At 65.9% G+C, this 13,812-nt stretch carries 12 protein-coding genes; 6 read left to right on the forward strand and 6 right to left on the reverse strand.

Translation table 11 applies throughout. The features are described 5' to 3' along the window. Positions 1 to 66: 66 nt before the first annotated feature. Positions 67 to 942, reverse strand: coding sequence for an IclR family transcriptional regulator (locus tag RO07_RS07050; protein ID WP_084072488.1), 876 nt, complete (start codon positions 940 to 942; stop codon positions 67 to 69). 150 nt (positions 943 to 1,092) lie between these two features. Here RO07_RS07050 and RO07_RS07055 point away from each other — a divergent pair, with 150 nt between their 5' ends. Continuing rightward, the gene (locus RO07_RS07055) at positions 1,093 to 2,274 is read left to right on the forward strand and encodes an alpha-hydroxy acid oxidase (RefSeq protein WP_039409286.1); all 1,182 of its coding nucleotides are present in this window, start codon (positions 1,093 to 1,095) and stop codon (positions 2,272 to 2,274) included. A 102-nt stretch (positions 2,275 to 2,376) separates the two neighbouring features. Next, positions 2,377 to 2,904, forward strand: coding sequence for an inorganic diphosphatase (ppa, locus tag RO07_RS07060; RefSeq protein WP_039409287.1), 528 nt, complete (start codon positions 2,377 to 2,379; stop codon positions 2,902 to 2,904). Positions 2,905 to 2,973: 69 nt separating this feature from the next. Here ppa and RO07_RS07065 read toward each other — a convergent pair whose 3' ends face one another. Together RO07_RS07065 and RO07_RS07070 are read right to left on the reverse strand one after the other, a co-directional pair. Beyond that, the gene (locus RO07_RS07065) at positions 2,974 to 3,624 is read right to left on the reverse strand and encodes a TetR/AcrR family transcriptional regulator (protein ID WP_072636976.1); all 651 of its coding nucleotides are present in this window, start codon (positions 3,622 to 3,624) and stop codon (positions 2,974 to 2,976) included. 16 nt (positions 3,625 to 3,640) lie between these two features. Then, a complete protein-coding gene (locus RO07_RS07070; protein WP_039409289.1) occupies positions 3,641 to 4,243 on the reverse strand; it encodes an NAD(P)H-dependent oxidoreductase in 603 nt (200 codons plus the stop codon). 153 nt (positions 4,244 to 4,396) lie between these two features. On the opposite strand from RO07_RS07070, the gene RO07_RS07075 reads away from it, so the two are divergent. From RO07_RS07075 to RO07_RS07085, 3 genes are all read left to right on the forward strand, one after another. Then, positions 4,397 to 5,533, forward strand: a complete 1,137-nt coding sequence (locus tag RO07_RS07075) for a GNAT family N-acetyltransferase (protein WP_039409293.1) — start codon at positions 4,397 to 4,399, stop codon at positions 5,531 to 5,533. Between the two features lie 159 nt (positions 5,534 to 5,692). Next, positions 5,693 to 7,816 (forward strand): NAD(+) synthase, encoded by a 2,124-nt coding sequence (locus RO07_RS07080; RefSeq protein WP_039409296.1) that lies wholly within the window; start codon positions 5,693 to 5,695, stop codon positions 7,814 to 7,816. A 106-nt stretch (positions 7,817 to 7,922) separates the two neighbouring features. Next, complete coding sequence (locus tag RO07_RS07085) at positions 7,923 to 8,261, forward strand: P-II family nitrogen regulator (RefSeq protein ID WP_039409299.1); 339 nt, start codon at positions 7,923 to 7,925, stop codon at positions 8,259 to 8,261. 171 nt (positions 8,262 to 8,432) lie between these two features. On the opposite strand, the gene RO07_RS07090 is transcribed toward RO07_RS07085, so the two are convergent. From RO07_RS07090 to trxB, 3 genes are all read right to left on the reverse strand, one after another. Then, positions 8,433 to 9,053 carry a trimeric intracellular cation channel family protein gene (locus RO07_RS07090; RefSeq protein ID WP_039414574.1) on the reverse strand — a complete coding sequence of 207 codons (621 nt, stop codon included), beginning with the start codon at positions 9,051 to 9,053 and terminating at the stop codon, positions 8,433 to 8,435. A gap of 103 nt (positions 9,054 to 9,156) precedes the next feature. Then, positions 9,157 to 9,840, reverse strand: a complete 684-nt coding sequence (locus RO07_RS07095; protein ID WP_039409302.1) for a Smr/MutS family protein — start codon at positions 9,838 to 9,840, stop codon at positions 9,157 to 9,159. Between the two features lie 194 nt (positions 9,841 to 10,034). Next, a complete protein-coding gene (trxB, locus tag RO07_RS07100; protein WP_039409305.1) occupies positions 10,035 to 10,991 on the reverse strand; it encodes a thioredoxin-disulfide reductase in 957 nt (318 codons plus the stop codon). Between the two features lie 498 nt (positions 10,992 to 11,489). Here trxB and RO07_RS07105 point away from each other — a divergent pair, with 498 nt between their 5' ends. Continuing rightward, on the forward strand, positions 11,490 to 13,811 hold the full coding sequence (locus RO07_RS07105; RefSeq protein WP_039409308.1) for a DNA translocase FtsK: 2,322 nt from the start codon (positions 11,490 to 11,492) through the stop codon (positions 13,809 to 13,811). Position 13,812: the final 1 nt, after the last annotated feature.

The raw sequence follows: 13,812 nt of genomic DNA on the forward strand, positions 1-13,812 counted from the left end.
ACGGCCGCCGATGGCGATCGATGACCTCGATCGGATCGCTTCCGCCGACTGTGTCGCCTCGGTCGCCTAGCGCCGGAACGTCGACAGGCGCGACTTCGAGATCGAGGTCGCGGCCACCTGGACGTGCGACGCGAGTTCGGCTTCGACGCGTTCGCGCGTCCAGCGAGACGTTGGCACGGAGATATTGATGGCGGCCACGGCTTGTCCGTCGTGATCGGTGATCGGCGCCGCCACCGAAATGTCGCCCATGACGGTTTCGCTCTCGACGATGGCGTAGCCGCGCCGGGCCGCCGTGTGGATGCGTTCGAGGAGTTTTTTCTCGTCGAGCACCGTGTAGGGCGTCATCGGTTCGAGCGGCGTGCTCGCGAGGATCTCCCTCACGCGAGTCTCGGACAGGCGCGAGAGCATGGCGATGCCCGACGCCGTGAACATGGCCGGCAGACGGGCGCCGACCACGATGCCGATGTTCACCAGATGCTGGCCGGGGAACCGCGCGATATACACGATCTCGTGGCCGTCCAGCTCCTGCAGGTTGGTCGTCTCGCCCACACGCCGGAAGATGTCCAGCAGGTACGGTGCGGCTTTCTCGACGAGATCGTTTGCGCGAATGTAGTTGTACGAGAACTGAAGCACCTTGGTGGTGAGGCCGTAGGTGCGCGTTTCCGGCACGCGGAACAAATAGCCGAGGGCTTCGAGCGTGTGCACCAGTCGCTGCGTGGCGCTGCGGTCGAGTCCGGCGGCCTTCGCGATATCGCCGAGCGTCATGTAGCGCGCGGGACCGTCGAAGGCGTGCAGCACTTGAAACGTCTTCTGTGTCGAGCCGACGAACAGGGACGAGCGCGCAGCCGATTGCGCAGCATTCGTCACGCCGGTGGTTTTGGCTGAAGCGGGGACAGGAGCGTTTTCACCAGCACGAGGTGACCGGGCAGACGAGCGCGGCATGGTAGGGACCGGTATGTTCGTATTGTAACGATTGTGATTGTAATGCAATTGTTTGTGTGCGGCTAACGATTTGTCTCCCGATGAGGGGATGAGTGAAGCTTTGGCATCGGGCGGCAAACGCCGCGATGCGGCATGAGGACAGGGGGAGCAATGCACGCGTTTTCCTGCGTGGAGGATTACCGCCAGGCCGCCCGGCGGCGTCTGGCGAAGCTGGCGTTCGACTATCTGGAAGGCGGAGCGGAGGATGGCGACGCGCTGCGCCGCAACCGCGACGCGTTCGCGCAGTGGGGCTTTTCTCCGCGCGTGCTGACCGACACGTCGCGGACGACGAGCGAGACGGCGTTCTGGGGGCGTCGCGCCGCGGCGCCCATGGCCGTCGGGCCGACCGGGCTCAATGGCCTGTTCTGGCCGCGCGCCGACGAATTGCTCGCGCGCGCCGCGGCCGACGCGGGGCTGCCATTCGTGCTGTCGACGGCGTCGACGTCGTTGCTCGAAGACGTGCGCGCCGCCGTCCCCGACGGCGAGCTCTGGCTTCAACTCTACGTCCAGCAGGACCGGCGCATTGCCGAGAGCATGATGCAACGCGCCCGCGAGGCGGGCTTTCGCACGCTGCTGCTCACCGTCGACACGCCCGTGCATGGCAAGCGCGATCACGACACGCGCAACGGTTTCAAGCTGCCGCTGAAGTTCACGCCGTGCCTGATCGCGGACTGCATGCGTCATCCGCACTGGAGCTTGCAGATGCTGATGCACGGTGCGCCACAACTGCGCAACATCGCGCGCAGCGTCGGCGAGCGGGCCGATCTGGCGCGCCATGCCGCCATGTTGAGCCGCCAGATGGATCTGTCGCTCGGCTGGCACGATCTTGCCTGGGTGCGTCGGCATTGGCCTGGCGAGGTGCTCGTCAAGGGCGTTCAGACGGTGGACGATGCGCGCCTCGCGCAAGCGCACGGCGCCGACGGCATCGTCGTCTCGAATCACGGCGGGCGGCAACTGGGCAGCACGCTCGCGCCGCTCGAGGCGTTGCCGCCGATCATCGACGCCGTCAATGCGGGCCCGGCGATGGCCGTGTTCGTCGACGGCGGCGTGCGGCGCGGCGCCGACGTGGCGAAGGCCGTGGCGCTCGGCGCCAGGGGCGTGCTGCTCGGTCGCGCGCCGCTCTACGGCGTGGCGGCCCGGGGCGGCGAGGGCGCGGCCGGCGTGCTCGCGTTGTTGCTGGCCGAGTTGCGCACGACGATGCAACTGGCAGGCTGCGCGCGCGTGGATGACCTCGCGCCGCAACGACTGGCCCGCCTGCCGGCAATACAGGGAAATCAGGCAAACCCGCTATAATGTTCCGCGCCCGATTGCCGTCGGGCGGCGGGGCGTCCGGCAGGATGGCGGGCGTGCACGCCGTGCGACGGTACGCCATTTTTCATCTACAGGAATGCCATCATGAGCTTCAACCACGTGCCTGCCGGCAAGGACATCCCCAACGATTTCAACGTCATCATCGAGATCCCGGCGCAAAGCGACCCGGTGAAGTATGAAGCCGACAAGGATCTGGGCCTGCTGGTCGTTGACCGCTTCATCGGCACGGGCATGCGCTACCCGGCCAACTACGGCTTCATTCCGCAAACGCTGGCGGGCGACGGCGACCCCGTCGACGCGCTGGTCGTCACCCCGTTCCCGCTGCTGGCCGGCTCCGTCGTGCGCTGCCGCGCGCTGGGCATGCTCAACATGACCGATGAGTCGGGCGTGGACGCCAAGCTGGTGGTCGTGCCGGTCGACAAGATCTGCCCGATGACGGCGCACATGAAGTCGATCGAGGACGTGCCGGGCTACCTGAAGGACCAGATCAAGCACTTCTTCGAGCAGTACAAGGCGCTCGAGAAGGGCAAGTGGGTCAAGGTCGAAGGTTGGGAAGGCATCGAAGCCGCCCACAAGGAAATCGTCGACGGCGTGGCCAACGCCAAGAAGTAAGCGATTTCCGTCTGCCGCGCCGCCTCGGCGGCCTCCGAAGAACCCGGCCTCGCGCCGGGTTTTTTGTTCTCAGGCGCGACGGCGCTGCGCTTTACCGGACGGCGCGTTCGCAGCAGGCGTTTCGGCGTCGCCGGTAATCATCGCCAGGATGATCCGTTCGAGGGTCCGCGTCGCTTGCGCTTGCGGGATGTCGCCGGTCGCAGCCGCGTCCGAGACGGAGTCGGCCGCGCCGAGAATCGCCCACATGTCCGAGCGCGCAACGCCATGAGCGCCAGCGAACGGCGCGAGCACCGCCGCGCATTTCTCGATGAAGCGCTCCTGGTACTGCCGTTTCACGGCCGCGAGTTCCGCGGAGCCGGAAAGGGCGGCCAGCACGCCGGAGATCTCGCGTCCCTGGGTCAGTACGCACGCCACATAGCCCGACGCGATGGCGCAGGCCTTGTCCCGCAAGGTGGGTTCCGCCGCGGCGACGGTGCGATCGAAGATAGCCGTCTGCCGTTCGTCGTAGTCCTGGTAGAGCGCGGCCAGCAGGCCGTTGCGCGTGCCGAAGTGGTCGTACACGAGCGGCTTGGTCACGCCGGCCTGATCGGCCAGTCGTCCGAGTGTGAGGGCGTCGGTGCCTTCGTCGCCGACGAGCGTCCACGCCACGTCGAGAAGCTGCCGCGTGCGGGCTTCGCGCGGCATGCGGCGGCGTGGGGGCGTGGCGGTGGTCGGGCTCATGGTCAACGTGGAACGTTCAGGGGTGGGGTTGCGCGGCGAAAATCCTGCGGCCCAGGGCTCGCGCCGTTTCGAGATGGGCTTCAGGGTAACCGGTGTCGGAGGCCAGCAGCAACTCGGAAGTGACGACGCGCGCGCCGCAATAGTCGAAGATGCCGTGGTCGATCTGCGTCTTCATCGCGCCGAAGTAGCCGTGTCGCGCGATCGTTCGCTGATCCGCGCCGCCGATCGCCACCAGATGCACGCGAAGGCGCTGGAGCTTCTTCGCGATCTTGCCGCCCTCCACGTCTTCATAAGCCCAGCCCTGTGTAAACACGCGGTCGATCCAGCCCTTGAGCAGCGCGGGGAAGGACCACCAGTAAATCGGATAGACGAGCACCAGCGCGTCGGCGCGGTCGATGCGGGCGTGTTCGGCCGCCACGTCGGCCGGCGCTCTCGCCGCCTTCCGGAACAGCGCGATGTCGGCCTGTGTAAAGCGCGGATCGAAGCCTTCGGCGGCCAGATCGGCGAGTTCGACACAATGCTGCGCCGAGGATTCGACGATGCCTTCGGCAATCCGTGCGGCCACGCCATGCGTGAGCGAATGCGGGTCGGGGTGTGCGACGACGAGAAGGGCTTGCATGACAGATTACCTTTGACGATAAATAACTTACCAATAGTAACTTACTTTTGGTAAGTTGTTGTGGCAGCATGTCCTGGCTGAAGGCGACGTCAAGTTCGGCGACAATGGCTGTCGGCGTTCATGCCGGGAGACCGGTTCGGAGTGAGGTGAGCGGTGAGTAGCGAAGTCGTCATCCGTGTAGTGCAATCGATCGAAGACGTGCCGGCCGACGCGTGGAACGCGCTGGCGGGCGGCAATCCCTTTGTGCAGCACGCGTTCTTGCACGCCATGCATGAGAGCGGTTGTGCGTCGAAGCGTACCGGCTGGCAGCCGGCCTATCTGCTCATGCATGCGGGCGATGTGCTCGTGGGCGCCATGCCGCTCTATGTGAAGTCGCATTCGCGCGGCGAGTATGTCTTCGACCACGCGTGGGCCGATGCCTTTGCGCGCCACGGGCTGCGTTACTACCCGAAGCTGCTGTGCGCGGTACCATTCTCACCCGTCACGGGGCCGCGCCTGCTGGCGCGTACGCACGCCGATCGCGTAGCGCTCGCGCGCGGCGCCATCGCCTTCGCCAAACAGATGGAGCTCTCGTCGATTCATGTGCTGTTCACGCACGACGACGACCTGGCGGCGCTGACCGAAGCGGGATACCTGCTGCGCGAAGGCGTGCAGTTTCACTGGGAGAACGCGGGTTTCGAGACATTCGACGACTTCCTCGCGCAGATGAACCAGGAGAAGCGCAAGAAGCTGAAGCAGGACCGTCGTCGGGTGCGCGACGCCGGAGTGACGTACCGATGGCTGCGTGGCGCCGACATCGACGACGCGGCGCTCGACTTCTTCTATCGCTGTTACGACAACACGTATCGCGAGCACTGGAATGCGCCGTATCTGACGCGCGAGTTCTTCGCGCAGGTGCATGCGGCGATGCCCGATGCGCTGCTGATCGTGCAGGCCGAGCGCGATGGCGAGCCGCTGGCCTGTGCGCTCAATGTGGTGAGCGGCGACACGATGTATGGACGCTACTGGGGCACCACGGACTTCGTCTCGGGCATGCACTTCGAGACGTGTTACGCGCAGGGCATCGAGTATTGCATCGCGCATGGATTGCGCAGCTTCGAGGGCGGTGCGCAGGGCGTGCACAAGATGTCGCGCGGCCTGTTGCCCACGCCGACGTGGTCGGCGCACTGGATCGCCGATGCGCGTTTTGCCGATGCCATCGCGGAATTCCTCGATGCGGAGACGTCGGCGATGGACGAGCACATCGGCGAGCTCGAAGCGCATACCCCGTTCAAACGGGTAACGTGCTGACGTTCGAACGGGCATGGCGAGCCCCGGCAAAACAAGGGCTCGCGTAATATACTGGCGATTCTCACCGTCCGCCGACAGCGCTGGGCGGGCGTGCAAGCCGCAGGGGCTGCGCCGCCTGCCGAGGCGCCGTCAAATGGGCGATGCCTGGTAGCCGCCGACATGACCAACCGATTCCTCAATCTCTATAACCACGACTTCGCGCGTGTGGCCGTCGGAGTGCCGCAATGCCGCGTGGCCGATCCCGCTTACAACGCGGCGCAGACCATTGCGCTGGCGCGCGAGGCCGATGCCGCCGGCGCCGTGCTGGTCGCCTTCCCCGAGTTGGGCATTCCGGCCTATTCCTGCGAAGACCTGTTCCAGCAACGCGCGCTGATCGATGCGTGCGACGCGGCGCTCGCCTCGATCATCGACGCGAGTCGCGAACTCGGCGCCGCGCTGATCGTGGGCATGCCGGTGCGTGTGCAGCAGCGGCTCTTCAACTGCGCCGTGGTGATCGCGCGCGGCCGCATTCACGGCGTCGTCCCCAAGACGTATCTGCCGAATTACAGCGAATTCTACGAAGCGCGTCAGTTCAATGCCGCGGACGATGCCGGCGTCGACACGGTGACGCTGCTCGGCGACGCCGTGCCGTTCGGCTCGCTCGTCTTCGAAGCGGTGGATCAGCCGCTGTTGCGCTTTCATTGCGAAATCTGCGAGGACGTCTGGGTGCCGGTGCCGCCATCGTCCTTCGCGGCGCTGGCCGGCGCGACGGTGCTCGTCAACCTGTCGGCCTCGAACATCGTCGTCGGCAAGTCGGCTTATCGCCATCAACTGGTCGCGCAACAATCGGCGCGCTGCCTCGCGGCGTATCTCTACACGTCGGCCGGGCAGGGCGAGTCGACGACCGATCTCGCATGGGACGGTCAGGCGCTCATCTACGAGAATGGCGACATGCTGGCCGAGTCGGCCCGTTTTGCGAGCGAGTCGCATCTGATCTACGCGGACGTCGACCTGGAGCGGCTCGCGCGCGAGCGCATGCATCAAACGACGTTCGGCGTGTCGGTGCGCCGCCACGCCGACGAGGTCGCCCGCTTTCGCACGATCAAGGTCGACGTCGCCGTGCCGCGCGACGCGGAGCTGCCGCTCGCGCGCGCCATCGAACGCTTCCCGTACGTGCCGGCCGATCCGCGCCGTCGCGACGAGCGTTGCCACGAGGTCTACAACATCCAGGTGCAGGCGTTGATGCAGCGCCTGTCGTCGTCGAAGATCCAGAAGGTGGTGATCGGTGTGTCGGGCGGTCTCGATTCGACGCACGCACTGCTCGTGTGCGCGAAGGTCATGGACCGGCTGGGGCTGCCGCGCACCAATATCCTCGCGTACACCATGCCCGGCTTTGCCACGAGCGAGCGCACGCTGCGCCAGGCGCGCGAGTTGATGGAGGCGGTCGGCTGCACGGCGCGCGAAGTCGACATTCGCCCGAGCTGCATGCAGATGCTCAAGGATCTGGAGCATCCATTCGCCGAGGGCAAGGAGGTCTACGACGTCACCTTCGAAAACGTGCAGGCGGGCGAGCGGACCAATCACCTGTTCCGTCTGGCGAATCATCTCGGTGCGATCGTGATCGGCACCGGCGATCTGAGCGAGCTGGCGCTGGGCTGGTGCACCTATGGCGTGGGCGACCACATGTCGCACTACAACGTGAACGCCAGCGTGCCGAAGACGCTCATCATGCACCTTGTGCGCTGGGTTGCCGAGACGGGGCAACTGAGCGGCGCGGCGTCGGTGAAAGCGGCCAGCAGCAAGGATGCCAAGGAGGCGAAAGACACGAAGGGTGTCGCACATCGCCGCAACGTGCTCATCGACATCCTCGAGACGGAAATCAGTCCGGAGCTCGTGCCCGGCAAGGCAAACGGTGCGCCGGAGCAGCGCACCGAGCATTTCATCGGGCCGTACGAACTGCAGGACTTCAACCTGTATTACACGCTGCGCTTCGGCTACGCGCCACGCAAGGTCGCGTTTCTGGCGTGGAGCGCCTGGCACGACGCATCGAAGGAACGTTGGCCCGACGAAGGGCATCTTGCCCGCCATGCGTACGATCTGGTCGCCATCAAGCGCAACCTGCGCATCTTCCTGGACCGGTTCTTCCGCACCAGCCAGTTCAAGCGCTCGTGCATTCCGAACGCGCCCAAGGTCGGCACGGGCGGCTCGCTTTCGCCGCGCGGCGACTGGCGTGCGCCGAGCGATTCGGAGTCGGTGGTGTGGCTCGCTGACCTCGATACGGTGCCCGATGACCCACACGCCTGAGCCGGTCCCGTCGCGCGGGGCCCGCTGTCATCGGGGTGCCGCCGCCGGACCGGTACAATAGCCCGGCGAATTTTCAGAACACTCCAACCAAGATATCGAGGCGACAATGAAACGCGTAACTGCCATCATCAAACCGTTCAAGCTCGACGAAGTCCGCGAGGCCCTGGCCGAAGTCGGGGTCACGGGCCTGACCGTCACGGAAGTGAAAGGCTTCGGCCGTCAGAAGGGGCACACCGAGCTGTATCGCGGCGCCGAGTACGTGGTCGACTTTCTGCCGAAGATCAAGATCGAAGTCGTGGTGAGCGCGGCGCAGGCCGAGCAGGTCATCGACGCCGTGCTGAGTGCGGCGCGCACCGGCAAGATCGGCGACGGCAAGATCTTCGTGACCGACGTGGAGCGTGTGATTCGCATCCGCACCGGCGAAGAGGGCGAGCAGGCGGTCTGAAGTGGTTGAGGCGGGATAGGTGGGATAGGCGAGCAACCTGCAGTGGCGGCCGGGCAGTAGTGAGACGACGGCAGGGACGAGGGCGACGGCTGCGCGAGCGGCGTCGCCCTTTGACGTTTGCCTCGCATTGTTTCGTATTGGCGCACGGGATCGCGTCCCAGGCCGCGCCGGCTACGACTTGAGCCGGACGTCGAACGCCACGGTAAGCAGCCGCACCGCGATGACGGAAAGCGCGCTGATCGAGAGCGAGTAGACGGGGTCGATGTCGGCGTAGGTGAGGGCGATATAGATCCATCCGCCGATGAAGGCGCAGACCGCATAGGGACGCGTATCGCGCAGCACGAGCGGCACCTCGTTGCAAAGGATGTCGCGCATCACGCCGCCGCCCACGCCGGTGATCACGCCCATCATCACGGACATGAACGCGGACATGTCCGTCTGCAGCGCCAGCGACGTGCCCGACGCGCTGAAGAACCCCAATCCGATGGCGTCGGTAATGAGCAGCACGCGCTCGGTCGCCACGCGCGAGACGAGTCGCAGCACACCGGACGTCGACAGCGAGAGCACGAGGATGAGCACGGTGTACCACTGATGCTGCACCCAGTAGAAGGGACGGTGATCGAGCAGCACGTCGCGCAGGGTGCCGCCGCCGAAGGCGGTCGCGAAGGCCAGCACGAACGCGCCGACCGGGTCGAGATGCTGCTTGCGGGCTTCCGCGAAGCCGGAGATGGCGCACGACAATACGGCAATGGCCTCCATGATGGCCAGAATCGTATGCAGTTGGGCGCTCATCTCGTGAATCATCGGCGAATCCTCTCGGTGACGCGTCGTGATCTGCGGCGGCATTTGCGGCGCGAAGGCGCGCTGCCGTGCGCGCCGATGGCGGCGTGGAGCGTCAGGCGCCCGGGCGAGCCGTTCTGGTCTGCGCCGCCTGGAGCAATACTACCAGCGCACCGCCCCCACCGTCGCGCCCCTGGGCCTGCACCCAGGCCAGCACTTCGTTCTTCTGCGCGAGCCAACTGCGGACCTTGTCCTTGAGCACCGGTTCGCGGTTCACCGAGCCCAGCCCCTTGCCGTGAATGACGCGCACGCATCGCAGTCCGCGCTTGACGACGTCATGCAGAAAGGCGGACAACGCTTCACGCGCTTCGTCGCGGCGCATGCCGTGCAGATCGATCTGGGCCTGCACGACCCAGTCGCCGCGCTGGAGCTTGACCAGCGTGCCCCGGCTGATGCTCGGACGCCGATAGGACAGCCGGTCGTCCGTATCGAACAGCGCTTCGGGATCGAACTCGTCGGAGAGCGATTCGGACAGCACCGCCGCTTCGTCTTCCTGCGTCTGGCGCGCCACCGGATCCGGCGGCTGACGCGGGTGCTCGACGCGGTTGGCCGCGCCCTTGCCGGAGAGTGGGGCGATGTCGCCGATGCTGTCGCGAAAGACATTGGCATCGCGTGCGGCCTGGGCGGCGCGCTTGGCGGCGGCCAGGCGCTCGGCTTCGCGTTGCGCCGTTTCCCTGGCGAGCGAATCGCGCAGACCGGCGAGGTCGCCGAGGCCGAGTTTGGGGGGCTTCTTGCTCATGATGGCGTGAACAAGGATTGAAACGTATTGGAGTCGGCCCGTCGGGCCGTCGGCGATCGCTGCGTGCTGCCGCGGGCCGCCCGAATGAAGAATGAAAAGGGGCCGACTGAAAGGGGCAGACGAGAACGGCGCCCGCGCCGCGCGACCATTCACGCGATGCAGGCGCCGCCTTGAAGCCCTCAGGCTCCTCCGGCTTACTGGTCCAGATTCTCGAGGTAGCGCTGGGCGTCGAGCGCTGCCATGCAGCCGGTGCCCGCGCTGGTAATGGCCTGGCGGTAGACGTGATCCTGCACGTCGCCGGCGGCGAACACGCCCGGCACGCTGGTGGCCGTGGCATTGCCGTTCAGGCCGCTGTGCGTGACGATGTAGCCGTTCTTCATCTCGAGCTGACCTTCGAATATGTCCGTGTTCGGCTTGTGGCCGATGGCGATGAACACGCCATGCAGCGCGATGTCCTCGTGCGCGCCCGTCTTCACGTTCTTGACGCGAACGCCGGTCACGCCGGACTCGTCGCCGGTCACTTCGTCGAGCACGTGGTCGTACTTGAGCTCGACCACGCCTTGCTTGGCCTTCTCCAGCAGACGATCGATGAGGATCGGCTCGGCGCGGAACTTGTCGCGGCGGTGGATCACGGTGACCTTGCTGGCGATGTTCGCCAGATAGAGCGCTTCTTCGACAGCCGTGTTGCCGCCGCCGACCACGCAGACTTCCTTGCCTTTGTAGAAGAAGCCGTCGCAGGTGGCGCAGGCGGATACGCCGCGGCCCGCGAAGGCGTCTTCCGAGGGCAGGCCCAGGTATTGGGCCGAGGCGCCGGTGGCGATGATGAGGGCGTCGGTCGTGTACTCGCCGGAGTCGCCGACCAGGCGCAGCGGGCGCTCGTTGAGGTGCGCCGTATGGATGTGGTCGAAGATCATCTCGGTGTTGAACTGCTCGGCGTGCTTTTGCATGCGCTCCATCAGTTCGGGGCCTTGTACACCATGCGGGTCGCCGGGCCAGTTCTCGACGTCGGTGGTGGTCATCAGTTGGCCGCCCTGGGCGAGGCCGGTGATCAGCACGGGGTTGAGGTTGGCGCGCGCGGCATAGACGGCGGCGCTGTAACCGGCGGGGCCGGAACCGAGAATCAGGACTTTGGCGTGCTTGGGAGCGGACATGGACGGACTCACCGGAAAGGGGGATGAAAGCCGACGCCGGAGGACCGGCGCAAACCGACATTATAAGGGGCCGATGTCGTTTCGTTGATCGAGCCTCGCAATCGGAACGATAGCCTGCGCGCCGGCCGAGGGGCGAGAAACGACGCCGGGATACGCCTGAAATCTGGGGGCGGAGCGGTAAAACGCAAGGACGGCGGTTCCGTCGGGCGAGGCAGGGCCGCCGGTGGCCGGGGCAGAGCGGCCGGGGCGTCGGGAAGCACCGCGACGGCGGGCCGCTGAGGCGGCTGGCCGACGTATCGGAGTCGGACGCCCTGGAAGTCGCCTTGCGCACCGACACCGACACCGACACCGACACCGGCACCGGCACCGGCGGGGCCGGCGCGGAGGACGGCGTTACTGGTTGTCACCTTTTCCTGCGTTAAGCGTTGTAATAGTTGTTTACAATGGAGCCTTGCCGCGCGGCAGGCCGCCCGTCTGCCCGCCCAACCTCATGGCTTGATGACGACGAAATCTTCCTACTCTGCTGGTGCCGGATCGTCGTTGCCCAACCGGGTGACGCATCTTTTCCATGAAATCCGCTGGATGGCGCAAGTCGCGCTGATGGTGTTCCTGTTGATGGCGCTGTTCTCGTACAGCCGTCTGGACCCCAGCTGGACGCATGCGGCGCACGTGGAGCGTATCGCCAACTGGGCGGGGCGCGTCGGCGCCTGGGTGGCAGACATGCTGCTGCTCATGCTCGGCCTGTCCGCGTACTGGCTGGTCGTATTCATTGCCCGGCGCGTGGTGTCGGGCTACCGGCGCATCTCCGCCAGGCGCGAGGCGCCCCCGCTGCGCGAACGGCTCGCCAGCGGCGGTTGGGTGGAGATCGTCTCCTCCCTGATGGTGCTGCTCTCGAGCGCCGGTATCGAATCGCTGCGTCTGTACCGTTTCAAGGCTCAACTGCCGCGCGCGTCCGGCGGCGTGATCGGCGAGACCGTCGGCGGCTTCTTCCAGCACGCGCTCGGCTTCACGGGCGGCACGCTCGCGCTGTTGCTCATCTTCGCGTTCGGTTTGTCCCTGCTGTTCCATTTCTCGTGGCTGTCGGCTGCCGAGAAGCTCGGTGCGCTGATTCTCGACACGGGCACCGTGATCCGCCGGCGTCGCGAAGCCCGTCAGGACCGGCGTCTGGGCGAGGAAGCGGCGATCGCGCGCGAGGGCGCCGTGGTGCAGAACCGCGTGCGCGCCGAGGTTCATGAGCCGGTGCAGATCGTGCCGCCGGTCAAGGTCGTGCCCAAGAGCGAGCGTGTCGAGAAGGAAAAGCAGGCGCCGCTGTTTGCCGAACTGCCCGACTCGATCCTGCCGCCGCTGGCGTTGCTCGACGCCGCACCGGCCGCGCAGGAAACCGTGTCCGCCGAGACGCTCGAATTCACTTCGCGCCTGATCGAGAAGAAGCTCAAGGATTTTGGCGTCGAAGTGAGTGTCGTCGCGGCCTATCCCGGCCCGGTCATCACGCGCTACGAGATCGAGCCGGCCACGGGCGTCAAGGGCAGTCAGATCGTGAACCTGGCCAAGGATCTGGCGCGTTCGCTCTCTTTGGTGTCGATCCGCGTGGTCGAGACCATCCCGGGCAAGAATTTCATGGGGCTGGAGTTGCCGAATCCGCGTCGTCAGACGGTGCGGCTGACGGAAATTCTCGGCTCGGAGATCTACAACGACTCATCGTCGCTGCTCACGCTGGCGCTCGGCAAGGACATCGGCGGCAAGCCGGTGGTGGCCGATCTGGCGAAGATGCCTCACCTGCTGGTGGCCGGCACGACCGGCTCGGGCAAGTCGGTTGGCATCAACGCGATGATCCTGTCGTTGCTCTACAAGGCCACGGCCGAGCAGGTCCGTTTGATCCTGATCGATCCGAAGATGCTCGAAATGAGCATGTACGAGGGCATCCAGCATTTGCTGTGCCCGGTGGTGACGGACATGCGTCAGGCCGGGCATGCGCTGAACTGGGTGGTGGCCGAGATGGAGCGCCGCTACAAGCTCATGAGCAAGCTCGGCGTGCGCAATCTCGCCGGCTACAACAACAAGATCGACGACGCGGCCAAGCGCGACGAACACATTCCCAATCCGTTCTCGCTCACACCCGAGGAGCCCGAACCGCTTGCGCGCCTGCCGTACATCGTGGTCGTGATCGACGAGCTGGCCGACCTGATGATGGTGGTCGGCAAGAAGGTCGAAGAGCTGATTGCGCGTATCGCGCAGAAGGCGCGGGCGGCGGGGATCCACCTGATTCTGGCGACGCAGCGTCCGTCGGTCGACGTCATTACCGGTCTCATCAAGGCGAACGTGCCGACGCGCGTGGCGTTCCAGGTGTCGTCGAAGATCGATTCGCGGACCATTCTCGATCAGCAGGGCGCCGAGACGCTGCTCGGCATGGGCGACATGCTGTACATGCCGCCGGGCACCGGTTTGCCGCTGCGGGTGCATGGGGCTTTCGTGGCCGATGACGAAGTGCATCGCGTGGTCGAGCGTCTCAAGGAGCAGGGCGAGGCGAACTACGTCGAGGGCATTCTGGACGGTGCGGCCGAGGGCGAGGACGGTGGCGCCGACGGCGGGGCCGGGGGAACCGGCGAGGGCGGCGGCGAGTCCGATCCGCTGTACGATCAGGCCGTCGCGGTGGTGCTCAAGCAGCGTCGTGCGTCGATTTCGCTGGTGCAGCGGCACTTGCGCATCGGCTACAATCGCGCGGCCCGGCTTCTCGAACAGATGGAACAGGCCGGCGTGGTGTCGGCGATGGCGAGCAATGGCAATCGGGAGATCCTGGTGCCGAATCGCGAAGGAGAATAAG

Origin of the sequence: Pandoraea pulmonicola (assembly GCF_000815105.2) — a bacterium.
Lineage (GTDB): Bacteria > Pseudomonadota > Gammaproteobacteria > Burkholderiales > Burkholderiaceae > Pandoraea > Pandoraea pulmonicola.

What these genes read in the sequence shown, in the direction of transcription:
- RO07_RS07055 (WP_039409286.1), top strand. Translation starts at nt 1,093, where the DNA reads ATGCACGCGTTTTCCTGCGTGGAGGATTACCGCCAGGCCGCCCGGCGG.
- RO07_RS07095 (WP_039409302.1), bottom strand. Translation starts at nt 9,840, where the DNA reads ATGAGCAAGAAGCCCCCCAAACTCGGCCTCGGCGACCTCGCCGGTCTG.
- RO07_RS07070 (WP_039409289.1), bottom strand. Translation starts at nt 4,243, where the DNA reads ATGCAAGCCCTTCTCGTCGTCGCACACCCCGACCCGCATTCGCTCACG.
- RO07_RS07080 (WP_039409296.1), top strand. Translation starts at nt 5,693, where the DNA reads ATGACCAACCGATTCCTCAATCTCTATAACCACGACTTCGCGCGTGTG.
- RO07_RS07105 (WP_039409308.1), top strand. Translation starts at nt 11,490, where the DNA reads ATGACGACGAAATCTTCCTACTCTGCTGGTGCCGGATCGTCGTTGCCC.
- RO07_RS07050 (WP_084072488.1), bottom strand. Translation starts at nt 942, where the DNA reads ATGCCGCGCTCGTCTGCCCGGTCACCTCGTGCTGGTGAAAACGCTCCT.
- RO07_RS07065 (WP_072636976.1), bottom strand. Translation starts at nt 3,624, where the DNA reads ATGAGCCCGACCACCGCCACGCCCCCACGCCGCCGCATGCCGCGCGAA.
- RO07_RS07090 (WP_039414574.1), bottom strand. Translation starts at nt 9,053, where the DNA reads ATGAGCGCCCAACTGCATACGATTCTGGCCATCATGGAGGCCATTGCC.
- RO07_RS07085 (WP_039409299.1), top strand. Translation starts at nt 7,923, where the DNA reads ATGAAACGCGTAACTGCCATCATCAAACCGTTCAAGCTCGACGAAGTC.
- ppa (WP_039409287.1), top strand. Translation starts at nt 2,377, where the DNA reads ATGAGCTTCAACCACGTGCCTGCCGGCAAGGACATCCCCAACGATTTC.
- trxB (WP_039409305.1), bottom strand. Translation starts at nt 10,991, where the DNA reads ATGTCCGCTCCCAAGCACGCCAAAGTCCTGATTCTCGGTTCCGGCCCC.